Here is a 24,765-nt window from a genome sequence, read left to right on the forward strand (position 1 = left end):
GAGACACTGATGGATTTGCCAAAGTGCTTGTATGCCCATCATCTGGTGAGTTGTTAGGAGCTCATATTATTGGAAGCGGGGTGACGGAAATGATAGCTTCTTACTCCGTATCTATGCAACTTGAAGCCCTGGATTTAGACGTAGCAGCTTCCGTATTTCCACACCCTACTATTTCTGAAATTATACACGAGGCTACACTGTCTGCCCTTGGAAAAGCTGCACACTGAATTGGCTGTACTTAAGCTTTAGTTGTTGGAAAACCTCTAGCAGTTAGAGACACTGATGGATTTGCCAAAGTGCTTGTATGCCCATCATCTGGTGAGTTGTTAGGAGCTCATATACTGGATGAGCAGGTTTTCCATGTCTGGCCCACAAGGCAAGTCATGAAGCTGTGATATGTGTGGAAAACATAGCAAAATCTGAGGGCCTCATACAAGAAGCAGCGCCTGCCTTGGCGAAGAAAAATGTACCTAGCTGCATATATTCAATACCACAAATTGCGAGCATAGGTCTCACAGAACAAGCAGCAAAAGCACAAGGTATTGACTTTAAGGTAGGGATCGCAGGAGCATCTGCCAATGGAAAAGCTCTAGCAGTTGGAGACACTGATGGATTTGCCAAAGTGCTTGTATGCCCATCATCCGGTGAGTTGTTGGGAGCTCATATTATTGGAAGCGGGGTGACAGAAATGATAGCTTCTTACTCTGTATCTATGCAACTTGAAGCCTTGGATTTAGGACGTAGCAGCTTCCGTATTTCCACACCCTACTATCTCTGAAATTATACACGAGGCTATCTTGCGACCTGAGGAATTAGCTATTCATCATTTCGAAAAAGTCGTTATTATCCTTTGCTATGCTGAGCTTATCTCTGAGAAATTCCATAGCCTCAACAGGCCCCATAGCAGACAACAGCCTTCTAAGCAGCCATACTTTCTTGAGCAGCGCTCCCTCTATGAGCATGTCCTCTTTCCTAGTTCCAGACTTGGAGATATCTATTGCAGGATATATTCTCTTGTCGGCTATCTTCCTGTCTAAGATTATTTCACAGTTTCCTGTACCCTTAAACTCTTCGAAGATAACTTCATCCATCTTGGAGCCGGTCTCTATTAAAGCTGTGGCTATTATTGTCAAGGACCCACCATTTTCTATGTTCCTTGCCGCACCAAAAAACCTCTTTGGTCTTTGTAGAGCATTTGAGTCCACCCCTCCAGTCAAAACTTTACCTGACGAAGGCATAACTTCATTATATGCACGTGCAAGCCTAGTGATAGAATCCAACAGAATTACTACCTCTTTCTTGTGCTCTACCATTCTCTTAGCTCTTTCTATCACTATCTCAGCAAGCTGCACATGTCTGTACGCAGGCTCATCAAATGTAGAGCTCACAACCTCTCCCTTAACAGATCTCAACATATCTGTTACTTCTTCGGGCCTTTCCCCTATGAGGAGAACTATCAATTCCATGTTGGGGTGGTTAACCGCTATTGAGTGTGCTATTTGTTGCAGCAACACCGTCTTTCCAACTCTCGGAGGTGCAACTATTAGCGCCCTTTGTCCTTTACCTAGCGGAGCTATAATGTCTATAGCTCTCATGCTGATTCCTTTTTTCTCGTTACCGAACTCCTCAGCACATTCCAGTAATATCCTTTCTTCGGGGTACAAAGGTATCAAATCGTCAAAATGCACATACCTCTGCAGCTTACCTATCTCTGCATAATTTATGCTGTACGCTTTAACCAGCGTGAAATATCTCTCTTTGTCGCCGGGTGCCCTTATTTCTCCACTTACTATGTCACCAGTTCTCAGGTTAAATTTCTTTATCTGTCCCGCAGATATGTATATGTCATCGCTACTAGCAGCGTAGTTAGCTTCAGCAGATCTCAAAAAGCCAAAGCCGTCCGGAAGGGTCTCAACTACTCCTCCCCCTATTGCTATTCCTCCTTCGCTGATCACTCTTTTCATGAGCTGGAATATTATTTCCTGCTTCAGCATTCTCCCACTACTTGCAACTCCCAATCCTTCCGCTATGGCAAGTAGCTCACCTGTACTCTTCTTCTTCAGCTCGCACAGGTTTAGTACCTTCCCCTCTTCCACTCGTTCACTAGGAGACGCACTTTTCTTAACCATCGACTCTTCTTTTTCCATGACACCTTCTGACATAAAACTTTTTTCCCAAACTTAACAAGCAAAAATCAACAACACATACACGCACTGCGAGCCAAATACGACCGCATTTCAGCAAAATTCACAATCACAAACCACAGTTGTCCTCCCTCCTATTGCACAGGACAACATTCCTTAGTCAGGACACACACAACCAATATTTCATATAAGAACAGCCACATCTCACTAGAAGAAATCTTCGGACGAAGCACGAGCGTGGAATCTATACCATAACTTCTTCCCATACAAGCACATTTTTATGCTGAATTACGCAAGAGGACAGCACAACCAATACTACCATTGAGGTACGTAGCGTACATCTTATGCACTCTAGCATAGGTCATGAACACCTCCCACGCACTGTAGCATATCATGCGTAGTCTTTGTACACCAATTATTTTTAATTTACTGTAAATAACTCACGCTCACACAAAGAGCTGCCTGCGTTTCAAAAAAATTTAAGAATAAGGAATTAATTGGAGATACATTATAACACAAATCTGCTATTTATTGTAGAATAAGGCGTTTTTGCTTTCTGCTGTTGGGTAAGCAAGGTTTGCAACAACATCCGCTGATGTTGTAATGGCTAGCGAAAGGAGTATTTTATGGAGCATACGGATAATACCAAAATGTACGGCACAACCATACTGTGTATACGTCGCGGAAGTAGCGTTGTGGTTGCGGGAGACGGACAAGTATCCCTTGGTAGCACTATAATGAAGACTTCTGCAAGGAAAGTGAAGCGTTTGGCCGGAGACACTGTAATAACCGGGTTTGCTGGAGCAACTGCAGATGCATTTACCTTATTCGAGAGACTTGAAGGTAAGCTTGAAAAACACCCCGGACAACTGATGCGTGCATGCGTAGAACTTGCTAAAGATTGGCGCCAAGACAAATACTTGAGAAGGCTTGAGGCAATGATGATAGTTGCCGATAAATCTGTGTCGCTGATAATCTCGGGTAGCGGTGACGTTCTAGAACCAGAAAACGGGATAGCTGCTATCGGCTCAGGTGGAAGCTATGCTTTGGCAGCTGCAAGGGCATTATGTGAGGTGCAGGACGGGATGTCTGTAGACATGAGTCTTGAGTACATCGTGACAAAGTCTATGGAAATAGCTGCAGAAATCTGCGTATACACTAACAATAACATTATCATGGAAAAAATAGAGGGTTAGAAGTATGTATTCAAAAAAATTGAATGCGTTTCCTTGTGCACAGACTGAGGGTGGCGACGCTTCTACCGGCAATAATTTCGTAGTCACGAAAGACGGTGAGACAATTTTACCAGACGAAACCTCAGGTTGCGTAGCGGACCGCTACCCTGCGTATGACTATGCAGACGATGAAGACGAGGCACAAGAAACATGTAATCTTTCCCCAAAGCAGATAAAGAAGGAGCTGGATAGATTCATCGTAGGACAGGACAATGCAAAGCGTGCTGTAGCAAATGCTCTAAGGAGTAGATGGCGTCGCAGCATGGTTTCGTTGCCATTGAGGGACGAAATAATTCCAAAGAACATCCTCATGATAGGGCATACGGGTGTTGGTAAGACGGAGATTGCGCGTCGTCTTGCAAAACTAGCACAGGCTCCGTTCATAAAGGTTGAAGCAACCAAATTTACTGAGATAGGCTACGTGGGCCGCGATGTGGACTCAATTATACGGGATCTCGTCGATAGGGCTATACTGTTAGTAAAAGAAAAGCACAAGAAACTCGTCGCGAAACAGGCCAGGAGAATGTCTGAGGAAATCATACTCGATTGTCTTGTAGGCGCGGATGCAAGTCTGGAGACAAGGGAAGCTTTTCGTGCGCGTCTAAGGGATGGAGAATTTGAAAACTCTGAAATATCTATAAGCGTGAAGGAAAGTCCAAAGGCTGTTCAGTCTTCTTTTGATGTGCCTGGTGTACCTGGGGGGCAGGTTGGCATAATGAACATAAACGAGATAGTCCAAAAGATGCTGGGGGGAGGAAATAGGCAGTCGAAAACTGTAAAGACTACCGTAAAGGATGCCCGCGAGCTTCTACTAGATGAGGAAACTGAGAAACTCATAGATGAGGACAAAATAGTAAAGGAAGCGCTGTACCTTGCGAGCAATGAAGGAATTGTATTCTTGGATGAGATAGACAAAATAGCTGCGCGCACTGAAGTGCGAGGAGAAGTCAACAGGGAAGGAGTTCAGAGAGATTTACTGCCTCTGCTTGAGGGAACTAGTGTAACCACAAAATACGGTACCGTGACCACGGATCATATTTTATTTATAGCATCTGGTGCATTTCACCTTGCGAAGCCATCTGATTTATTGCCAGAACTGCAGGGACGGTTACCTATAAGGGTTGAGCTTCAGCCTCTGAGCAACGATGATCTGGTTAGAATATTGACTGAACCTGAAGCTAATCTCCTTAGGCAGTACCGTGCTCTTATGGAAACTGAAGGGGTAACAGTGGAATTCACTCCTGATGGAATATCCGCGATTGCGGACATAGCATCTACTGTTAACAGAGAGGTTGAAAACATAGGTGCTAGAAGGCTTCACACCATTCTTGAGAAGCTTTTGGAAGACATTAGCTACGAAGCTTCCGACAATAAGGGTATGGTGTACGTAATAGATGAGAAGCACGTAAAAGAGAAGCTGGACGGCATTTCAAAGCAGCTGGATTTATCGAAGTTTATACTGTAGCCATGTTGAATCAGTCAGACGTAGATGCCATATTCTCTTCTGTGGCGTCTAAGTACGACATAATGAATGACGTGATGAGTTTAGGTTTGCATAGATTGTGGAAAAAGCAGCTATGTAGCAGAATTGTTAAGGATCGCGCTGGTTGCCGTTTAGTGGACGTTGCAGGAGGGACTGGAGACATAGCACTTGCGGCATTGAAGAGAAACAGGAATTTAGACATAGTGGTTTGTGACATAAATCCTGATGTGCTGAAGATAGGTAGAAAGAAGGCTATAGATTCGGGCAATATTCTAGAGTGGGTGTGTGCATCTGCAGAGCAGCTCCCATTTCCCAGCAATTACTTCGATTACTATACTATAGCCTTTGGCATACGGAATGTGCCAGACAGACGGTCAGCTCTGAGTGAGGCTTATAGGGTGTTAAAGCCTCATGGCAATCTTTTGTGCCTTGAATTTTCTCCATTGCCCAACAAGAACGTATTTAGCAGTTTGTACGATTTGTATTCTTTTTTCGTGATACCAAAAATTGGCGATCTTATCACTAAAAACAAGCACGCTTATTTTTACCTAGTGAACAGCATAAGAGCATTCCCTAGTCCAGAGAAGTTTGCCGAAGAGCTATCAGATGCTGGATTCTGGGGGGTTGCACATACGAGCATGTGCAACGGCATAGTATCTCTACATAGTGGCTGGAAATGCGATACACTATGTGAATAGAGACTTTAAATCTCTTGCTCCAACTTTGAAAAAATTGGAGTAGGTTTCTGCACTTTTACCCCTCCTTTATTGGGATTTGAAAAACTTGAAAACTCTCTATCTTCAGCAGGAAGTGATATCTGGGTCAAAATTTCCGACGCAGCTTCGGGAACAAACGGTTGCATAAGTATCCCTATGCATCTTATATACTCAAGCAATTTGAAAACTACTACTTCTGCCAGAGGCCTATTTTCTTTGAAAATTTTCCATGGAGCTTTCTTTGCTATATACTCATTTGCTTCTGCAGATAGCTTTATCACATATTTCAGTGCCTCAAAGATCCTATAACCCTTCATATAGGACATGTATGCATCTAGGATTAGGTCGTATTGCAGAGCATCTTCACGCACTTCAAGAAAATTCTCTGCATACACCTCGGGTATTGCACCTGAACATTCTCTGTGTACCAGTGTCAAGGTGCGATGCACCAAGTTACCTATGTTGTTCGACAGATCGCAGTTTATACGTTCCACGAGGCGACTTTTGCTGAAGCTTAAATCGTTGCCTATGGGAGCTTCGCTCAATAAAAAATACCTAATGTTTTCCAATCCATAATCATCTATCAATTTCTTGGGGTCTATTGTATTTCCCAGCGACTTCGATATTTTTTGACCTTCATTCAGCCACCATCCGTGCACTACTAACTTTTTTGGCAATGGCAAATCTGCGGCCATCAGAATTGCAGGCCAGTACACCGCATGAAATCTAAGTATGTCTTTCCCAATAACGTGAGCATTCATAGAGTGCTCACTGCACCAAAAGTCCTTGTACTCTTCGTGCTCTTCATCTGGAAATCCAGTGGAAGCAATGTAGTTGGAAAGCGCATCAACCCAAACATAAATCAAATGGTCAGGATCTCCGGGAACTTCAACTCCCCATGATAGGTGTTTTTTTGATCTAGAAACTGACAAATCTTTGAGTCCGGATTCCACGAAGCTAATTACTTCATTGTATTTTCCTTGTGGAACAACAAAATCAGGGTTTTTCCTATAGAATTCGAGAAGTTTGTCTTGTAGCTCGGATAACTTTAGAAAATAGCATGGTTCTTCTATTAGCTCTACATCCGCTCCTGTAGGTGCTTTACCATTTATAAGATCGCGTTCCTGGTAAAAGGCCTCATCCCTGACAGAGTAAAACCCCACGTAGCGCCCGAAGTATATTTTGTCATTGTTTTGTAGGCGTTCCCATAGTGCAACTGCAGCCTTTTTATTACGTTCTTCCGTGGTACGAATAAAATCACTGCAACAAAACTTTGCTTTCTTGATCAGATCAACAAACAAACTGCTCACTCTATCTGCAAAAACTTTAACCGGTTCCCCACATCTACGAGCTGTTTCTTCAACTTTTTGACCATGTTCGTCGGTTCCGGTTGTAAATTTCACACGGTACCCGTCAAGCTTCATGAACCTGGCTATAACATCAGAAATCAGGGTAGTGTAAAAATGCCCTATGTGAGGAGCATCGTTTATGTAGTACGTGGGAGTTGTAACATAAAAGGACTTTCTCTTCCCGAATTCCACGTCATTCTCCAAATCCTAGCACCTCATTGTATTGTATAGAAACACTAAATCTATAACAAGTTCCACATAGGCATTCAAAGCCTGTTTGAAAGTATGCTTGTGATGCCTTAGATTTGACTGCTTATAGGTAGTGAAATTCGTATTTTGCCAAAAGTAAATACAAGCTACAGCCCTAAAACGAGCCCGTACCCTGCTGTTTCGCATCATTAACGTTGGTATACGTTTGCCGGTGTAAGAAAACAAAAAACTTGCATTTTTACAACCAAAATGTATCATCCCTAAGGCTGTTTTGGTGCAGTGTTTTTCATTTATATCTTCTTTTTCTTTATGCTTTGTGCTCTTCTCGTGGGTGTGTCACTGTACTTCTTTGGGTTAGGTGCGTGGCTTCCTGAGATGCAAGTTACGGTGGAGACTCTCAGACCATGGCAGATGGGGTTTCAAAGACCTGTTACTGAAATTATGGAGGAGATAGTCAAGTCTCACAACTATGTGATGGTGATCATGTCGGTGATAGCCATCATAGTCTTCTTGCTGATGGCATACGTGGTGGTGAGATTTCGTAGAAGAGCTGGCGATCCAGTAAAGTTCAGTACGCACTCACACAATGTACTGTTAGAAGTGCTATGGACGATAATTCCGCTGCTAATTGTTGGGTTTCTCACAGTAAGTAATGTTAAGCTCATAAAGCTACAGCAGCGAATTCCTGAAGCTGACTTGGTAGTGAAGGCTATAGGATATCAGTGGTACTGGTCATATGAGTATCCGGAACACGGCGTAAAATTCGACAGTTACATGAAGCAGGATTCTGAGCTCGAAAAGGGAGAACTAAGGCTGCTAGAGGTAGATAACAGGGTTGTAATACCGACAGGGAAGGTAGTTCTGTTACAATCAATTGGTGGCGATGTAATCCATAGTTGGGCGGTTCCTGCGTTAGGAATAAAGGTTGATGCTGTCCCTGGTAGATTAAATGAGGTATGGTTCTCTGTTAAAAGCCCTGGTGTATACTATGGACAATGTTCTGAACTCTGTGGTAGACTTCATGGCTTCATGCCTATAGTAATAAAGGCGGTGACTCCTGAGCAGTTTGAGGAGTGGATGGAGGGGCAGAAGGCCTCACAGTAACGGTGAATGCGCTGCTTTTATTTGGGTATCGTTTGTTGGAGGCTGTATTATGAGCGGTGAGCATACACCTACCGGGTTTAGAAGATGGTTATTCTCTACTAACCACAAGGATATAGGGACAATGTACATCATCTTTTCCGTTATAGGTGGAGTTCTGGGCGGGGCATTGTCCTTGGTTTTGCGTGCTCAATTGGCTCACATAGACGTATTGCATGGCAATTATCAGCTCTACAACGTGATTGTTACGGGCCATGCTCTCATCATGGTGTTTTTCATGATAATGCCTGCGTTGACTGGAGGATTTGGAAATTGGTTTGTTCCTCTTTTGATAGGAGCTCCAGACATGGCATTTCCTAGGTTAAATAACTTAAGCTTTTGGATGTTGGTCTCCTCGCTTGCACTTCTTCTGTGTGCCGTTCTGATAGGAGATGGTCCGGGAACGGGTTGGACATTATATCCTCCTCTTTCCTACATAGGTTCTCATCCAGATGCGTCTGTAGATATGGCTATACTCGCTCTTCACGTTGCGGGTATTTCATCCATAGTGGGGTCTATAAATTTTATAGTTACCATTTTGAACATGCGTGCTCCCGGTATGACTTTGATGAAGATGCCCCTATTTGTTTGGACTATACTTCTCACTTCATTCATGTTGGTTGTATCATTGCCAGTACTAGCTGGTGCAATAACCATGCTGCTCACGGATCGCAATTTTGGGACGGGGTTTTTCAACCCTTCTGGAGGTGGAGATCCCATATTATTTCAGCACTTGTTCTGGTTTTTTGGGCATCCTGAGGTATACGTAATAATATTCCCGGCTTTTGGTATAGTAAGCCAGATAGTTTCCACATTCTCGCACAAGGCGGTTTTTGGTTACCTAGGCATGGTGTTTGCCCTAGTTGGAATTTCCACAGTTGGGCTTGTAGTATGGGCTCACCATATGTTTACTACAGGAATTAGTGCCGAGTTAGTGATCTACTACAGCGTTACAACTATGCTGATAGGAGTTCTGACGGGAGTTAAGATTTTCAGTTGGATTGCCACTATGTGGGGCGGTCAGATAGAATTCAAAACCCCTATGCTGTTTGCTATAGGGTTCATACTAATATTTACTATAGGGGGGCTTACAGGGGTTATTGTGTCGCACGGAGGTATTGATAGAGTGCTGCATGATACCTACTATGTCGTAGCTCACTTTCACTACGTGATGTCGATAGCTGCGCTATTTGCCGCTTATGGTGGCTTTTACTATTGGATAGGCAAAATATCGGGGAAGCAGTATCCTGAGCTTTTGGGTAAAATACATTTCTGGTTAACTTTTGTATCGACAAACGTGACATTTTTCCCGCAACATTTCTTAGGGCTTGCAGGTATGCCGAGAAGGATTCCAGATTACCCAGATGCCTTCATACCCTGGAATTACATATCGTCTGTAGGGGCGGTTCTGTCGTTTATATCTGTGATATTTTTCATATATATTGCAGTGTACACCTTAGTTAAGGGGAAAAAGGCTGAGGCTAACCCGTGGGGTGGAGACACTCTAGAATGGACAGTTCCTTCTCCCGCTCCTTTCCATACTTTTGAGGAAATTCCAAACTTGTACGGAACAAAGGATTAAAAATGACACGTGGCCTCACTTTATCTGGTAGCGGACACGGCCACTGCCGCGTTTTTTCTTCTGTTGGCGATTATTGGCAGCTATTGAAGCCCAGGGTGATGTATTTGGTGGTTTTTACTGCCATCGCTGGAGTATTTATAGCTCCAGGTGTCCTGCACCCCTTCATAGCTCTAGTATCCGTGTTATGTGTGGCTATGGGTTCTGGGGGAGCAGCAGCATTAAACATGTGGTACGATAGTGACATAGACGCCATCATGCAGCGCACAAAGGAACGTCCTGTACCTGCGGGGCGGATTTCTAGAGAGCAAGCACTAGAGTGTGGCATTACCTTGTCTTTGCTGTCAGTATTCTTAATGGCAATCGTCGTTAATTACACGTCTGCCTTCCTCCTGTTGGTGAGCATACTCTTCTATGTAATCGTGTATACTGTGATTCTAAAAAGGCGAACATCCCAAAACATAGTAATAGGGGGCGCGGCTGGCGCATTTCCACCCCTGATAGGGTGGACGTCCGTTACGGGGGACATGCCTTCATTAGAGAGCTTTATCTTGTTTGCCATAGTGTTTCTCTGGACTCCACCACACTTTTGGGCGCTGTCGATTCCGGGTTGCCAGGAGTACAAGGCAGCTGGAATACCAATGCTGCCAGTTCTATCTATTCGCAGAACTCAGACTCATATACTGGGGTATAGCATCATTTTGTCCATAGTATCTCTACTTCCCGCGTTATTTTCCAGAGAACCTCTACTATACGGCATTTCTGTTGTAAGTTTAAATTTGGTATTTCTTACACGTGCTCTGGCGGTGTACAGAGAGCCGCAACCTTCAAAGAGCACATGCATGGAACTCTTCAGCTACTCCATATACTATCTGTTTCTGACTTTCTCTATCGTTATTATTACGTCTTAGTTTTCTTTGTACCTTTGGCTATGCAGCGCATGCCTTTTTCGTACCAGGATTTTCCTGATTCACCCAAAGCTGCTAACTTGAGCAAGGCGGCATTTGCAGCAGCATTATCACCTAAGGCCATGTATGATTCCACTAGCCTATACAGGCTTTCAGCAAAGTATTTTGAATCAGGATACTGTTCAACAAGTAGATTAAATCTCCCGATGGCTGCCGTATGCACGCCACGTCTCATGTAAAACTTTGCTATCAAAAACTCTTTCGCGGCCATGTGCATTTTTATTTCTTGCAACATGTATGACACCGCCCCCACATATCTGGACTCAGGGAACATCCTTACGAATTCAGTGGCAAGTTCCTTAGCTTCAAGCACGCTCGTGTGGTCAAGCCCCAAATCAAGTATGCTCATATACTTGGACGCCATTCTAAGGTAGTACGCGTAGGTTACGATCTTACTATTGGGATACACCGCAATATATCCATCAGCAAGATTATACGCCGCATCATAGTCGCCAAGTTCGTAATGCGCTACGGCAGACATAAGACTGCTCTCCACGGCTACACTGGAAAACGGATACAGCGCCTCTATCTTATCAAAGAGAGCAATGGCCTCCTTGTACTTCTTCTTGTAATACTTTGTGATCGCACTATTGTAGAGAATGCGCATGTTGTATCTGGCACTCGCTAGATCGTGAGCATTACTACCGTAACTTACGACAGGAGCCGATGCAGCCATTAGACAAAAAACCGCAGTTCCCGCAAAGACTTTCGATAGAAATCTCATAGATAAATCCAGCCCCCAGAACTGCCCAGGGCATTGTACAAACAAGTATACGTAGGAGCAAGTTTAAAATTGAGTTTTGCACCCAAATATGCGATGAAACCCGTTGACAAGTAGCGCATTTATGGTACGTTACCTCGAGCTATAGTTTAAACCCCTCTGGAGGACAGGATGAATGTTCTTGTTATTGGTTCTGGTGGCAGGGAACATGCGTTGCTCACTTATCTGAGTCGTTCTCCTATGCTTAGACGTCTCTTTGTAGCTCCTGGCAGCGAGGCGATGTCTGAGTTAGCAACAGTAATAGACGTCGATATTGGAGACTTTTTAGAAGTCGTTCAGCTGTGCAAGCGTGAGAAGATAGACCTGGTGATTGTGGGTCCTGAGCTTCCATTGATTGAGGGTTTATCTGATGCACTCACTGACGAGGGCATCTTTGTCTTTGGGCCATCTAGGGCTGCATCCAGGCTAGAGGCGTCAAAGGGTTTCACAAAAGAATTGTGTACCAGATACAACATACCTACTGCTAAGTACGGATATTTTGTTGACATAAATTCAGCCAAGCAGTTCGTCAAGAGAAGTAAGCTTCCGATAGTTATTAAGGCGGACGGCCCATCGAAAGGGAAGGGTGTTGTTATATGTCGTGACTTGGAAGAGGCGTATGACACGCTGGAGAACATGCTTGTGCTTGGAAAGTATGGCAAGTCCGGTGAGGCGGTGGTCATAGAGGAGTTCCTAGAAGGGAAGGAGGTGAGCTTTTTAACTCTCATCGATGGCACCAATCCGGTAGTGTTGGGCGCGGTGCAAGATTACAAGAGAGCTTACGACTCGGACAAGGGGCCAAATACTGGTGGAATGGGTGCTTATTCGACGCCTGGGTTGATATCAGTAAACATGGAACATCTTATAGTTCAAAGAATAGTATACCCCACCATAAAGGCCATGTTTAACATCGGCATTCAGTTTAGGGGTTTGTTATTCGCTGGAATCATGATTAAAAAGAACGAACCAAAGCTGCTCGAGTACAATGTCAGATTTGGGGATCCTGAAACTCAGGCCATACTGCCTAGGTTGGACTCTGATCTGCTGAGGCTTATATGTTTGACTGCTAAAGGGCGCCTTGGTAGTGAAGTGGTAGAGTTGAACAACAAATCTACGGTGTGCGTCGTTGTTGCTAGCAAGGGTTACCCTGGCCAGCATGAAGTTGGTTCTGTGATCAATGGGTTGGATGACATCGCAAAGTGTCCTGATGTTCAAGTGTTTCACGCAGGCACTAGACGCTCTGAAGGTAAGTGGGTTTCTAATGGGGGCAGGGTTTTGGATGTGGTTGCCACAGCTGATACTCTTGCTGCTGCAAAACATCAGGCTTACGCGGCTCTTGATTTACTGGATTGGCCAGAGGGCAGGTACCGGTACGACATCGGTGCGTGTGAGAATTAGTGGTTTCCTTGATTGACAGTTTTCCTGTGCTCTGCTAGAGTACCTGGGGCGTTTTGTATATAGTAGTTTTTTATGTTCTTTGGTTCTTCTGCGGCTGCGGCTTCTAGTGCATCGACGGCTCCTGGTATTGGTGCATCTGTGGCTGGTTTTGTTCCTCTCATTCTTATATTCTGTGTTTTTTATTTCTTAGTTATACGGCCTCAGCAAAAAAAGTTGAAGGAACACAGTAAGCTACTCGATAGCTTGAAAAAAGGCGACAAAGTTATAGCAGCAGGTGGAATTCTCGGGACTGTGACAAAGGTCGACAACTCCTCTGGGTACTTACACGTCGAAGTGTGTAGTAATACGGAGATAAAGGTGTTGAAGTCTTCTGTTTCTGACGTTTTAAATGGTAAAGGTAGTAGCAAAACAGCTGCTACATCTACGGCAGTTGGAACAGAGCAGCAAGCTCAGAAGAAAGCTTAGTCTGTTGTAGTTTGCTGTTGGAAAGCGGCACAACTCTTTACCGGGTCATGATGAGAAGCTGCTTCTTCTAGAGTGTGAGTAGTCACTTTCGGCAAAATGAGGACCCTTTACACATCATCTTGTAGAGAGACAGGCTGTGTGGTGTAAAATTTTCCTCGAAGAGTTTTTCCTGTGCTACTAAAGTTCTCATTTCCACTATGAACTGAAGCACAAGTAATGAGGAGTTATCTCTTAAATTATGATACCCAACACTCTACCCACACAGTAAGATGTAACGCGGTATCATCTGGCATAAAGGACGGGGAGCAGTGTTCCTACAGTGATGATACATAATATCCCTCGTCCGTTCAGGAAGGTATCGAACTCTTCAAGGTAGCATCTGCCGAATGATGTGAGACCCAACTCCGCAAGAAGATTCAGTGAAATGTAGGTAGAAACTCCTCTTCTCAGGTCCCACGTGTTTTCCTGTACTTGCCCCTCAAGTCTTCTCATGGACCGAGATACAAGTAATGAGTAGTTGTCTGTTTAAATTATGATGCCCCCTATCCTCTGTGGAGCTGTATGCTGCATGGAATTCTTGAGTTCATGATTAAAATGGAGCATGCCTGATAATGAGACCCAACACTATACCTATCCACGTAGAAAGATGCATGAAATGTACAACCCTTTCAAGGAGTTACAGGGGATTTTTCCTTGCTACTCCTGCCTCTCAAAGTTTCCATTTCCATTATGAACTGAGACAAGCCGCGAGGAAGCGTCTCTGCCTACTATGATACCTACCTCAATCCATATGGGAAGATCACTATCGCTATGCATTACCCTACTTGAAGCTTACCCCAGTTCCTTGCTTCGGTATTCTTTTTTTTTTCATAGGTTCTCATTAAAGAATCATTATGCAAGGTTGGAGAGGCCTATCCTCTGTTGGACTGCGTTGTAAGAACTCTTGAAAGTTACGGAGCTACTAGGGGAGCGTCTCTGCCTATTATGATATATACTCCAATCCATATGGGAAGATCATCAGGCATGAACTAACTGGGAGTTTTCACGTTCCTTGCTCCGGTAATTCTTTTCTCATAGGTCCTCATTTACATCATTAGGGCGCACTGTGAGTGAAGAAATCCTGAGATCTAGGGTAGTTATCTTCGCAGAAAGAACGATAAATGAGGAATTGTCTACCTGTGATGGCCCTGTTCTATATGGGATTATGCCGCAAGGTATAGTAGAGTTATGAAAGAGCACCCTCCTAATGATGATATCAAATAACGCTATCAGTGCTGAAAGTTCAGTAAAATGTAAAAGGCTCTTCTTTCAAGAAAGATCCCACGGGATTTCCTGCGCTTACTCCGACCTCCTAGGTCCTCATTGGCATTATTAAGTGAAGTCCGTGATGCTCTCCGTCCTTTATTAGTACTGCAGAGTCACAAGTGCTAAAAACAATGCTGCACGCACCTTTTATGCACCCTAAAACTTCCATGAGGTATCTTGCATTTAGCCCTATGGTGATATCACTTCCCTCATAATCGATAGATAACTCCTCTGTAGCATCGCCCTGCTCGCTGGAAGCCGAGCTTAAAGTAAGCTTCCCACTGCTAAAAGACAGCTTTATAGCCTTTACCTTATCGAAAACCACAACGGAAACCCTGTCAACAGCCCCTAATAGCACACTCGTGTCCATGGACACACAGTTAACACTTTCGTCATTGGGAATTACGGAGTTGTAGTCTGGAAAAAGACCATCCACAACCCTGGAAATCATGAAATATCCCCTGTACCTGAAGCATATTTTACTGCTAGACAGCCCGACTCTTACCACGCTGGAAGAAGCATCCCCTCCCCCAACACTGCTGCCACTACCTATAACCTTCAGGATTTCGTTAACGGTCTTACGCGGTATTATAACACCCACAGATGAATCTAACCCCTCTGGCTTATCTACTCTTGCCAGCGACAACCTATGACCATCCGTAGCAACACACGACAATGTCGCATCATCAATATGAAGATATACACCCCTAAGATTGTAGCGACTTTCCTCAACAGACATGGAAAACTTGGTCTTATTAAGCAGATCTGCAAGACACGATGCTTGTATGTCAAAAGTGTGATCTAAGTCTCCTGCCTCGATAGTAGGGAATTTCCCCGCTTCAATAACATGCAAAAAGAACCTAGCACCACCACAGGTAATGAGCAGTTTCCCGCCTTCCATCTTGAATCTTATGTCTGAGTCGCCAGAGAGCTTTCTGACTATATCGTATAACAGCTGTGCAGATGCTACAGCAACCCCCTCTGACAAGATGTTGGCATTAACACGCGCTTCTATAGAGACATCCAAGTCGGTAGATGTAAGCTCTACAACATTATTCTTAGCCTCCATCCTGACACAAGAGAGCACCGCTATATTGTTGCGCCTCTCTATAACGCCACTTACATAACCCAGAGACTGTAGAAGATCATCCCGACTTATACTGAAATCAAGCCCTTCGTGCACCACACAACCCATACGTACCAGTCTACAACGTGTAGGATTCTACGCACAATACGCAGCACATGTCAACAAGACCCCTACCATTGCGATTACACTTGATGGCTAAATATATCGACTCCGTCCCATCCTAACAGATCAAGTTCAGCCCTTACTGGTATAAATTTGAAACAAGATTCTGCTAGATCCTGCTTTTCTTCGCGCTCTAGCATCATATCCAATTTTTTCTTTATGGAGTGCAGATATATCACATCCGTGGCCGCATAACTAAGCTGTTCTGCAGTCAAAACCTCCCTGCCCCAATCAGAAGACTGCTGGGCCTTATTTATCTTCACACCAAGTAATTCATAACACAAATCTTTCAATCCATGATGATTTGTGTACGTGCGCACCAGGCGCGATGCTATTTTTGTGCAATAGCAAGGAACCGCCCACATTCCAAAGCAGTGACGTATTGCTGCCACATCAAACCTAGCGAAATGGAATATCTTTACCACATCAGGCCCTGAAAGGACCTTCCTAAGATTCGGAGCAGCATAGCTGGAGCCGTTAAACTTCACTAAATGGGCATCGCCATTACCTGAAGACAGCTGCACTAAACATACCCTGTCTCTTCTGCAGACCAAACCCATAGTCTCCGTATCAACAGCAACCAAATTGCCCAGATCTAGACCATCAGGCAAATCACCATCGTGTACAAATACAGACACATGTTACCAAATGCTACTACATAGCAAGGACTCTATCATACGCCCGGAAAAATCACAACAAAGACTACGCTTCCTCTGCGTAATTTCTCCTCTCTACGCCTTCTTCACCCCACTCGTAACCTGATTCAGAGGGCTTGGCAGCTGTTTCTTCCTCCCTAACTTTAGCAGAGTCCCTAGCGCCAACAGAATTCCCCCCAGATGAAGCAGCAGAGTTTGTTTGGTCATCATCTTCACTAGGACACTCCTTCAATACGTATCCCCTACCCCAAACCGTCTCTATGTAATTCTTACCATTGTTAGCCATTTTCAGCTTTTTACGCAGCTTACACATGAAAACATCTATTATCTTGTCGTCTGAAGGCTCATCCAGCTCCCTATATAGATGAGATAAAAACATCTCTTTGGTAAGGACCGTGCCAATGCGCGAAGAAAGCAACTCTATCATTCCATATTCCTTCTTTGTCAAGTGGACGATGGAGCCATTGCACTCAACACACTTATGATCAAGGTTAATAGATATATTACCAACTCTTACTATGGACTCAGGGTGACCCCTTGTACGGCGCACTATAGCCTTTATCCTCGCAAGTAGCTCACTCTTGTGAAAAGGCTTAGTTATATAGTCATCAGCGCCGTAATATAGCCCCTTAACTTTGTGAGCAACAGACGAAATACACGACAGTATGAGCACAGGAACCTTTATGCCAGATTCCCTAAGTTTCACCAATATATCGTACCCATCCACTTTCCCAGGAAAATGTATATCCAGTATTACAACATCATAATCATCGTTTTGAGGAACTATGCTGCCATAACAATCCTGAGCAGACAGCATGGTCTCACAGAAGTGTCCTTCCGAAGAGAGTGAAGCCTCCACAGCTTTAGCACAAGCAACATCATCCTCTATCAACAATATGCGCATAAACCACCTCAAAAATCCCAACAAAAGTCCACGTCGTGCCCGCCGCCCCCAAAAAGCACATTCTACCTCACCACATTAACACACACATGGCCGCTATAATCAGCTCTGATAGCAAAAATGTATAACATATTTCAGGTACGTTGCACATACAACACATCAAGCACTGCCACTATGCCATTATAGTATTCACCAATACTTACTCAACACCCATGTAGGACGAAATAAGTATGAATTGAATGTGTATTAACGATATATTAATACACATTCTTCAATCTACAGCAGAACACCCACTTCACCAAAGAGCCCTGGCATACCATATCACACGACCCAGTATTTTTATGTCATCTACTGTGCACTCGTAAGAGGAATACTTTTTGTTGTCACATACAACATGCAACACTATATCGCCATTTTCTCTTACGTATTCCAGCCTTCTGATCAACATACCCATGGAATCCTTTATGACGAATACTCCCGCAGGGTGTGCAACCTTATCCGATATATCCACTAAGACAACATCCTGCCCTATCAAGGTAGGAGACATGCTATCTCCTCTAACGTCGTAGAAGCGTAAATTTTTTATGTTAAATGGTAGATTTTCGCCCGCATGAACGTAGAATTTTGAGTGCTTATTCTTGGTATCATGCTGGCTATCTTCATCCTCCTCCAGGTAGGATACCGCCGACATTCCACCATAAGCTACATCGCATAACCCATCATCATTGCCTACTAAGTACGCTAGAGGCACTTGTAACACCTCAGCTATGGCCATTAGCTTTTTGGACGTAGGATTACTAGATTTGCCACTTAAAATATCATATACAAACGATTTCCCAACAGAAGCCTTTTCAGCAAGCTCCCTAGCATTAATACCAATCCTGTCCATTTGAGACCTTATTCTGGCAACTATACTGCTGCACCCACCTCGATTCTCCATAAACTCGCCTTACAGTTAACATTATTACAGCTTGTACAATTTTCAGTACATAAACTCAAGTATTAATGTCCCAATTGCTAGACAATTTTATGATCGTGCAATAGCAAGTTAATAAATTTACTGGTATAGCATAAGGAAAAATTCTACCCTTACCATAAATAAGTAGTATGAATAGTGTTAATTTCGGATGTATAATACGGGGTATTTTCTATTTCATGCTTTTCAGATCCGTATTCAGGGGGCTAAAATCAAGACTCCCCATGGAATATGGAGCATCCACTAAATGCGGTGCGCGTCTCCTTAATTTTTCTTCTCATTGAACAGATTTATCGCCGATAGAACAAGCTGCTTTGCAACAGCAGCATCTTCCCAGCTGCCTATAGAAACAACCTTGCCCTTTTCTAAATCCTTATAAGAAGAAAAAAAGTGCTCCACAGACTCTACAAAAGACGTGGGCAAGTCTCTATAACTGCGTACTTCTTCGTAATACGGATCAATGCCCGCAGCAGGTACCGCAAGTATCTTAACATCTTCCCCAGCTTCATCACGCATCATCAAAACCCCTATGGGACGCGAAGAAATGATTGCGCCCGGCATCACAGGAAATCTAGTCAACACAAGCACATCAGCTGGGTCTCCATCTCCTGCAATAGTGCCTGGAATAAAACCATAGTTGCATGGATAATGCATAGAAGTGAGAAGAAATCTGTCGACCTTCAGAAAACCACTTCTCTTGTCCATCTCATATTTCACAGGAAGAGAGTTCTGACTTATCTCTATGAAAACATCAACCTCCTCAGGAGCATTCTCACCACAACCTAAAGAGTTAATACCCATCTCTCCCATAAGCAAAACCTAACGAACTGCCGGAGCAGATTCTAACCAAACTATCTCTTTGAAAACTGACACTTCTTACGTGCCTTATGCTGACCGTACTTCTTACGCTCTACCACTCTGGAGTCCCTAGTGAGAAGCCCAGCCTGACTAAGCAACTGCCTAAGCGAAGGATTGATATCTTTCAAGGCCTTACTGATACCATGCGCAACAGCTCCAGCCTGCCCAGAAAGTCCTCCTCCTGCTACCGTAGCTTTGACATCGTAACATCCCAAAACAGAAGCAACACCAAACGGATTCTGCACTCTCCTGCATAAAGAAGCCCTGCAAAAGTATTTGCTAAACTCAATACCGTTGACGGTTATAGTACCACCCCCTGCCTTGACCCATACCCTAGCTACAGAGGTTTTTCTCTTTCCGGTACCATAAGCACCCAACTTACCTACTTCACCCTTAGGCTTGCCAGACCCAGCAACAGCCGCGTCACTATCTATCATCCTCTCTCCTTCCATTCTTCCTGTTAAGAGCTCCAAAGTCAACAGCAACCGGCATCTGAGCTCCATGAGCATGCTCAGCCCCACCATAGACTTTCAGATTCCTGAAACGCTTTCTAGCTAGAACACCATCACCCAGCATCCTCCACACAGCGAGTTTCACTATATCGCTGGAGCACCCGGAACGAAATATATCATCAGGAGTTTTGCTCTTCAGACCACCGGGGTACCCAGTGTGCCTGTAATAAACCTTATCTTTTCGCTTACCACCGGTAAATCTAACCAGATCGGCATTTACCACTATGACATTGTCACCACAATCCATGTGAGGCGTATACTCAGGCTTGTGCTTACCTCTCAAGATGGACGAAATATAGGCAGCAAGCCTACCAACCACCATATCCTTGGCATCAATGAGAATCCAGCGTTTACTTATCTCACCAGCCTTTATAGAAAAAGTTCTCATTTGATACGGACCACAAATCACATGTACACGCTTTTGCACTCTACTATCATATCTAAAGCTTGTCAATTTAAACCAAATAGTAAGACAAGCTACATCAATATCCCCCTGCTATGAGCGCTACGCACAGTTACAAATTGCTCCGCAAACACAGGCAATTTTCGACGCGTTGTGCCTAATTATTTAACCCTTGCGCAGGCTGTTATTTTCCATATCATGAGCCAGGATATGATATTTGCTGGCGGTTGCAGATGCGACTTATTTTGCTTTCTTCACTTTTCTTAATATCGTTTGGGGCCCATGCTACGTCGCTAGATGAGGCACTGAGCAAAACTCTGAGCAACAATTCATCTATACGCGCCAGTATGTATAAAAATCTTAGCGGTAAACGTGAGATTGTTGGCACGGCAATAAGCGGCATACTTCCCCGAATCGATTATAGCTTCGTGATGACAGATACTGGGCACTTATCAGGGACAAAAAAGACTTCTCTTATAACGTTGACTCAACCTCTGTTTAACGGAACAGCAATGTTAAGTCTAGATAAAGCCAGATACGTACACAAAGTCCAGGATATCGACTTTGCTATTGCGCGGCAGAAAGTACTTCTAGATACAATAAAGGCCTATATGGGCGTGCTTAGCGCCACTGAAGTGGACAAGTTGAATGAGAAGAATGTTATCCTTATGAGAGAACATTTGACTGCAGCAGAAAAGCGTTTTGCTGTAGGAGAAATAACGAAGACCGAATTAGCTAAAGCCAAGGCAAAGTATGCTCAATCAAAGTCTGACGCGGTAAATGCGAGGAGTAAACTCAAGTCTGTGGTTACAGAATACACACGTCTTGTTGGGGAGTCACCTACCGATCTTGAGTATCCAAAACGCAAGTTACAAATTCCCACGTCCCTAGAAGAAGCTTTGGAAATGGCGATGCTAGACAATCTGACTATAAATATGTCGAAGAATATGTACCAAGCAGCAAAATGTGATGTGGCGCTGTCGGTAGCAAAGAAGCTTCCCTCTCTTACTGCTCAGGCGACAGAAACTTTTCTGGGAAAGGATGTGGGGCATGCTTCACACCATCTGAAAGTACAGCTTCAGCTGCCTATTTTTGAACACGGTGCTGGGTTTATAGGCATAGATCGTGCCTACAAGGCAAAGCAGCAGAGTTTCTTTTCCATGCATGAGACATATAAAACAGTGGAGGCCCTTGTAACAAATGCTTGGGAGGAACTTATAGCTTCAAAGTTTCTGCTTCAGTCAGTAAATGAAGCTGTTAAGTATACAGAAGTGGCCCTTGCTGCGATAACAAAGGAGTCCGAGTTAGACTTGAAGACAGCGCTGGACGTTTTGAATGTTGAACAGGAGCTTTTGAAGGCCAAAGTTAACCTCATAAATGCTCAGAACAATTTTATCATTAATCAGTACAGTTTGCTCGCTTTGATTGGGCAGTTTATGTAATGCCACATAGGTGCGTGAACGCGTAATCCGCAATGTCTCGCGCCTCGTACTATTTTGCACACAAAGCTAGGCTGATAGCTGACTTACAGCTGCCCCATGCTCTTCAGCATGCCTGTAGCAATTCCTTTGTATAAGTCGCACAGATCCTTGTCTAGCTCTTCAAAGTCTCTGCCTGTAAAGCTTCTGCATATCCTGGAGTCTATCTCAACTTCTCCTAACACTGGAAAACCCAAGGTAGCAGACAACTCTTTAACGCTACCCTTACCAAAAATATATTGCTTGTCTTTGGTCTGGGGATCAGAAAAATAACTCATATTCTCTACTACACCCAGCACTTTAACTCCAAGGTGCTTCAACATGTCACACGTTTTAGTTGCTTGTTCTATGGACAAGGAGTGCGGCGTGGATACAATCAAAGCTCCATTCACCACGAAGCTATTAATGAGACTAATGTGGATGTCCCCAGTACCCGGCGGAGTATCTATGAGCATGTAGTCTATATCAGACCACTTTGTCCCCAACATAAGCTTATTTATCGCTTTCGTTAGCATGGGGCCACGCCATATAACAGCTCTACCTGAGTCTGGAAGCAAATTGGCCATAGACAAGCTTTTCATGCCACAACGAGACTCAATTGGAATTATATTCCCTTCGTCGTCTACCTCTGCCATAACTTCGGTGCCTATGATACTTGGTATCGAGGGACCATAAATATCGGCATCTACGAGTGCTGTTTTGTATCCCATCTTACATAGCGCTAGCGCCACATTTGCAGAAACTGTAGATTTTCCCACTCCTCCTTTGCTGGAGACTACTACGATGATATTTTTCACACCTTTTATTTCTGTCTTATTTTGTACGGGATTACGCTTGCATACCAAAACAACGTTAATACTGGATATGTCGCTCATAACATCTTTGATGGCCTTTTCGCACAGAGTCTTAAAGTGTTGTTCCCACGCTTTGTCTCTGTATGTAAAAACCTTTAGGATGATACCTACATGACCCTTGTTTACGGTAACACGCAGCTCCCCGATGTCGGATATTTTTGTACGTGTTTCAGGATCAATAATATTACCTATAACCCTCAAAATCTCTTTCTCTCTATCCATAAATTGAAATATAAAATCACGTACACTCAGTAATGCTATCACAGTTATAGAAAACATGTTTACTTTTGTGGCACAGCAACTTATTATGCGAGCATGGTAATGCTCATCAGATTTGTCTTATGATAGTAGTCCCTGGAAGCACTTCCGAAGCCCTGGCTAGAGGTGTATCGAATCTGTCTGGTATTCCTGTCGTGGTGCCGTGCGTTTCTAGGTTTTCTGACGGCGAAATTAACGTTGAAATCCCTGCTAGTGAGCTTCATGGTTGCGGGTGTGTTGTACTTATGCAGTCTCTATGCGCGCCTTCTAGTGATAATATAATTGAGCTGGTTCTACTTGCAGACGCTGTAAGACGTATACTTCCCAGTGCGAGGGTCGTTGCCGTGATACCTTATATGGGCTATGCAAGGCAGGACAGGATTATGTATAGGGAAGATACGCAGGTATATGCATCAGCGCTCAGCGCCAAGGCCATCGCGCGCTTGCTAAGCACTTCATGTGTTGATGAGATCGTGACCGTGGACATACATTCAAGCCAAATCGCGGGATTTTTCGACGTTCCGTTCACCAGCATTTCTGCAAATAGCGTCATGGTGGCTAATATTGTGGGCAGTCATCTTTTGGAAAAGCTTGTTGTGGTAGCGCCGGATTACGGGGCTTTGAATAGAGTGAGGGCTTTCGTTCGTGATCTATCGAAGAAGTGCGGTGTAAACTCCATACAAGTAGCAATAATAGACAAATACAGGGAGAGTCCGGGTATCTCTGAAGTGGTGCACGTTGTTGGAAATGTTAGGGAGCGTCATTGTCTTATTTTGGATGACTTGATAGACTCTGGGGGCACTTTATGCAACGCCGCTGCAGCACTGAAGGCACGGGGAGCCATGAGCGTGCACGGATATGTTACACATGGCGTATTATCTGGAAGAGCTCCTGACACGATAAGTGCTTCTGAGCTCGATTCATTGGTGATTACGAACACAATACATAATACTGATATTGCCAATGAAAAGATAAAGGTAGTACCTATGGATACGCTTATAAGTGAGTATTTGCTTTCAAGCGCAGTATTGGGAGTAGCAAAAGATGTCGGAAAGCACAAACAATGAAAGTACTATTACGGTAACCCCTGAAGAGCTCTTGAGAGTTGCAAAGCTTGTGAAGGTCGAGATAGATGAAGCCAAGGTGGGTACTTACTGTAGTCAGCTTAGTGAAGTAATATCGTGGTTCGGAGTACTATCAGAGGTGGATACCACAAACATTGAGCCTATGAGGTATGGCTGGAGCACTTCTCAAAAGCACTTGCAGATGCGTGAGGACGTTGTCACCGAAGGAAACATCAAGGACGAAGTTCTTTCGTCGTCAGTCACATCCCATATGGGATGCTTTACTGTTCGAAGGGTCGTGTAATTTAATGGATTACAGAGTTTGGGCTGTGAGAGTCTGGATAGAGAAAGCCAAGGTGGATACTTACTGCAGTGAGCTCAGTGCCGTAATATCGTGGTTCGCGGAGTATTATCCGAGGTGGATACCACAGATATTGAGCCTATGAGATATAGCTGGAGCACTTCTTAAAAGCATTCGCAGATGCGTGAGGACGTTATCACCGAAGTAGACATAAAGAATGAAGTTCTGTCTTCGTCGGTCACTTCCCACATGGGATGCTTTACTGTTCGAAGAGTCGTATAACAACGTGCTACAGAGTTTGGGCTGTGAGTTATCTCTGACTGCAGGATTGAGGACGTCCATTTTCATTTCCAAGCATTCTCAGACACGTGGGAGCGTTGTCGCCGAAGGAAACATCAAGGACGAAGTTCTGTCTTCGTCAGTCATTTCCCATATGGGGTGCTTTACAGTTCGAAGAGTCGTATAACAACGTGCTACAGAGTTTGGGCTGTGAGTTATCTCTG

General features: G+C 44.0%; 25 protein-coding genes and 1 pseudogene. 15 read left to right on the plus strand and 11 right to left on the minus strand.

The window, feature by feature from the left end; translation table 11 throughout:
• A pseudogene (locus R4I06_RS01605) lies at window positions 1–227 on the plus strand (dihydrolipoyl dehydrogenase); the annotation flags it as partial.
• 173 nt (window positions 228–400) lie between these two features.
• Window positions 401–778 (plus strand): hypothetical protein, encoded by a 378-nt coding sequence (locus tag R4I06_RS01610; protein ID WP_334413748.1) that lies wholly within the window; start codon window positions 401–403, stop codon window positions 776–778.
• 34 nt (window positions 779–812) lie between these two features.
• On the opposite strand, the gene rho is transcribed toward R4I06_RS01610, so the two are convergent.
• Window positions 813–2,147 carry a transcription termination factor Rho gene (gene rho / locus R4I06_RS01615; RefSeq protein WP_334413770.1) on the minus strand — a complete coding sequence of 445 codons (1,335 nt, stop codon included), beginning with the start codon at window positions 2,145–2,147 and terminating at the stop codon, window positions 813–815.
• A 623-nt stretch (window positions 2,148–2,770) separates the two neighbouring features.
• On the opposite strand from rho, the gene hslV reads away from it, so the two are divergent.
• From hslV to R4I06_RS01630, 3 genes are read left to right on the plus strand one after another with little or no spacing between them, the layout of a single operon-like run.
• Window positions 2,771–3,340 (plus strand): ATP-dependent protease subunit HslV, encoded by a 570-nt coding sequence (hslV, locus tag R4I06_RS01620; protein ID WP_334413749.1) that lies wholly within the window; start codon window positions 2,771–2,773, stop codon window positions 3,338–3,340.
• A gap of 4 nt (window positions 3,341–3,344) precedes the next feature.
• Window positions 3,345–4,844, plus strand: a complete 1,500-nt coding sequence (gene hslU / locus R4I06_RS01625; protein ID WP_334413750.1) for an ATP-dependent protease ATPase subunit HslU — start codon at window positions 3,345–3,347, stop codon at window positions 4,842–4,844.
• A 2-nt stretch (window positions 4,845–4,846) separates the two neighbouring features.
• A complete protein-coding gene (locus R4I06_RS01630; RefSeq protein ID WP_334413751.1) occupies window positions 4,847–5,560 on the plus strand; it encodes a class I SAM-dependent methyltransferase in 714 nt (237 codons plus the stop codon).
• A 5-nt stretch (window positions 5,561–5,565) separates the two neighbouring features.
• Here the strand turns inward: R4I06_RS01630 and metG are convergent, their stop codons facing one another.
• The gene (gene metG / locus R4I06_RS01635) at window positions 5,566–7,119 is read right to left on the minus strand and encodes a methionine--tRNA ligase (RefSeq protein WP_334413752.1); all 1,554 of its coding nucleotides are present in this window, start codon (window positions 7,117–7,119) and stop codon (window positions 5,566–5,568) included.
• 351 nt (window positions 7,120–7,470) lie between these two features.
• On the opposite strand from metG, the gene coxB reads away from it, so the two are divergent.
• The 3 genes from coxB to cyoE are packed head-to-tail and all read left to right on the plus strand — an operon-like array spanning window position 7,471 to window position 10,767.
• Window positions 7,471–8,241, plus strand: coding sequence for a cytochrome c oxidase subunit II (gene coxB, locus R4I06_RS01640; protein ID WP_410519370.1), 771 nt, complete (start codon window positions 7,471–7,473; stop codon window positions 8,239–8,241).
• Between the two features lie 49 nt (window positions 8,242–8,290).
• A complete protein-coding gene (gene ctaD / locus R4I06_RS01645) occupies window positions 8,291–9,859 on the plus strand; it encodes a cytochrome c oxidase subunit I (RefSeq protein ID WP_334413753.1) in 1,569 nt (522 codons plus the stop codon).
• Window positions 9,860–9,861: 2 nt separating this feature from the next.
• Entirely contained in the window at window positions 9,862–10,767 is a 906-nt protein-coding gene (gene cyoE, locus R4I06_RS01650) for a heme o synthase (protein ID WP_334413754.1), read from the plus strand.
• On the opposite strand, the gene bamD is transcribed toward cyoE, so the two are convergent.
• Window positions 10,757–11,548, minus strand: coding sequence for an outer membrane protein assembly factor BamD (bamD, locus tag R4I06_RS01655; protein ID WP_334413755.1), 792 nt, complete (start codon window positions 11,546–11,548; stop codon window positions 10,757–10,759). The genes cyoE and bamD overlap by 11 nt on opposite strands.
• Before the next feature lie 168 nt (window positions 11,549–11,716).
• On the opposite strand from bamD, the gene purD reads away from it, so the two are divergent.
• The 3 genes from purD (at window position 11,717) to R4I06_RS01670 (ending at window position 14,678) form a co-directional block, all read left to right on the plus strand.
• Window positions 11,717–12,982, plus strand: a complete 1,266-nt coding sequence (purD, locus tag R4I06_RS01660) for a phosphoribosylamine--glycine ligase (RefSeq protein ID WP_334413756.1) — start codon at window positions 11,717–11,719, stop codon at window positions 12,980–12,982.
• 72 nt (window positions 12,983–13,054) lie between these two features.
• A complete protein-coding gene (gene yajC / locus R4I06_RS01665) occupies window positions 13,055–13,447 on the plus strand; it encodes a preprotein translocase subunit YajC (RefSeq protein ID WP_334413757.1) in 393 nt (130 codons plus the stop codon).
• A gap of 1,105 nt (window positions 13,448–14,552) precedes the next feature.
• On the plus strand, window positions 14,553–14,678 hold the full coding sequence (locus R4I06_RS01670; protein ID WP_334413758.1) for a hypothetical protein: 126 nt from the start codon (window positions 14,553–14,555) through the stop codon (window positions 14,676–14,678).
• A gap of 120 nt (window positions 14,679–14,798) precedes the next feature.
• Here the strand turns inward: R4I06_RS01670 and dnaN are convergent, their stop codons facing one another.
• The 7 genes from dnaN to rplM form a co-directional block, all read right to left on the minus strand.
• Complete coding sequence (gene dnaN, locus R4I06_RS01675; protein WP_334413759.1) at window positions 14,799–15,947, minus strand: DNA polymerase III subunit beta; 1,149 nt, start codon at window positions 15,945–15,947, stop codon at window positions 14,799–14,801.
• 74 nt (window positions 15,948–16,021) lie between these two features.
• Window positions 16,022–16,639: a ribonuclease D gene (locus R4I06_RS01680; RefSeq protein ID WP_334413760.1), complete on the minus strand. Its 618-nt coding sequence runs from the start codon at window positions 16,637–16,639 to the stop codon at window positions 16,022–16,024.
• Window positions 16,640–16,703: 64 nt separating this feature from the next.
• A complete protein-coding gene (locus tag R4I06_RS01685; RefSeq protein ID WP_334413761.1) occupies window positions 16,704–17,561 on the minus strand; it encodes a response regulator transcription factor in 858 nt (285 codons plus the stop codon).
• A 292-nt stretch (window positions 17,562–17,853) separates the two neighbouring features.
• A complete protein-coding gene (locus R4I06_RS01690) occupies window positions 17,854–18,498 on the minus strand; it encodes an ECH_1013 family putative transcriptional regulator (RefSeq protein ID WP_334413762.1) in 645 nt (214 codons plus the stop codon).
• Window positions 18,499–18,798: 300 nt separating this feature from the next.
• A complete protein-coding gene (gene ppa / locus R4I06_RS01695; RefSeq protein ID WP_334413772.1) occupies window positions 18,799–19,335 on the minus strand; it encodes an inorganic diphosphatase in 537 nt (178 codons plus the stop codon).
• A gap of 50 nt (window positions 19,336–19,385) precedes the next feature.
• On the minus strand, window positions 19,386–19,829 hold the full coding sequence (gene rpsI / locus R4I06_RS01700; protein WP_334413763.1) for a 30S ribosomal protein S9: 444 nt from the start codon (window positions 19,827–19,829) through the stop codon (window positions 19,386–19,388).
• On the minus strand, window positions 19,819–20,292 hold the full coding sequence (rplM, locus tag R4I06_RS01705) for a 50S ribosomal protein L13 (RefSeq protein WP_334413773.1): 474 nt from the start codon (window positions 20,290–20,292) through the stop codon (window positions 19,819–19,821). The genes rpsI and rplM overlap by 11 nt, the downstream gene beginning before the upstream one ends.
• Window positions 20,293–20,540: 248 nt before the next feature.
• Between rplM and R4I06_RS01710 the strand changes: the two genes are divergently transcribed.
• Complete coding sequence (locus tag R4I06_RS01710; RefSeq protein ID WP_334413764.1) at window positions 20,541–21,749, plus strand: TolC family protein; 1,209 nt, start codon at window positions 20,541–20,543, stop codon at window positions 21,747–21,749.
• 83 nt (window positions 21,750–21,832) lie between these two features.
• Here the strand turns inward: R4I06_RS01710 and R4I06_RS01715 are convergent, their stop codons facing one another.
• Window positions 21,833–22,918 (minus strand): Mrp/NBP35 family ATP-binding protein, encoded by a 1,086-nt coding sequence (locus tag R4I06_RS01715; RefSeq protein WP_334413765.1) that lies wholly within the window; start codon window positions 22,916–22,918, stop codon window positions 21,833–21,835.
• Between the two features lie 62 nt (window positions 22,919–22,980).
• Between R4I06_RS01715 and R4I06_RS01720 the strand changes: the two genes are divergently transcribed.
• The 3 genes from R4I06_RS01720 to R4I06_RS01730 are packed head-to-tail and all read left to right on the plus strand — an operon-like array spanning window position 22,981 to window position 24,407.
• Entirely contained in the window at window positions 22,981–23,964 is a 984-nt protein-coding gene (locus tag R4I06_RS01720; protein ID WP_334413766.1) for a ribose-phosphate diphosphokinase, read from the plus strand.
• Window positions 23,942–24,265 carry an Asp-tRNA(Asn)/Glu-tRNA(Gln) amidotransferase subunit GatC gene (gene gatC / locus R4I06_RS01725; protein ID WP_334413767.1) on the plus strand — a complete coding sequence of 108 codons (324 nt, stop codon included), beginning with the start codon at window positions 23,942–23,944 and terminating at the stop codon, window positions 24,263–24,265. Before R4I06_RS01720 ends, gatC begins: the two co-directional genes overlap by 23 nt.
• Window positions 24,266–24,269: 4 nt before the next feature.
• A complete protein-coding gene (locus R4I06_RS01730) occupies window positions 24,270–24,407 on the plus strand; it encodes a hypothetical protein (RefSeq protein ID WP_334413768.1) in 138 nt (45 codons plus the stop codon).
• Window positions 24,408–24,765: the final 358 nt, after the last annotated feature.

Origin of the sequence: Anaplasma bovis (assembly GCF_036903315.1) — a bacterium.
GTDB classification, from domain to species: Bacteria; Pseudomonadota; Alphaproteobacteria; order Rickettsiales; family Anaplasmataceae; genus Anaplasma; species Anaplasma bovis.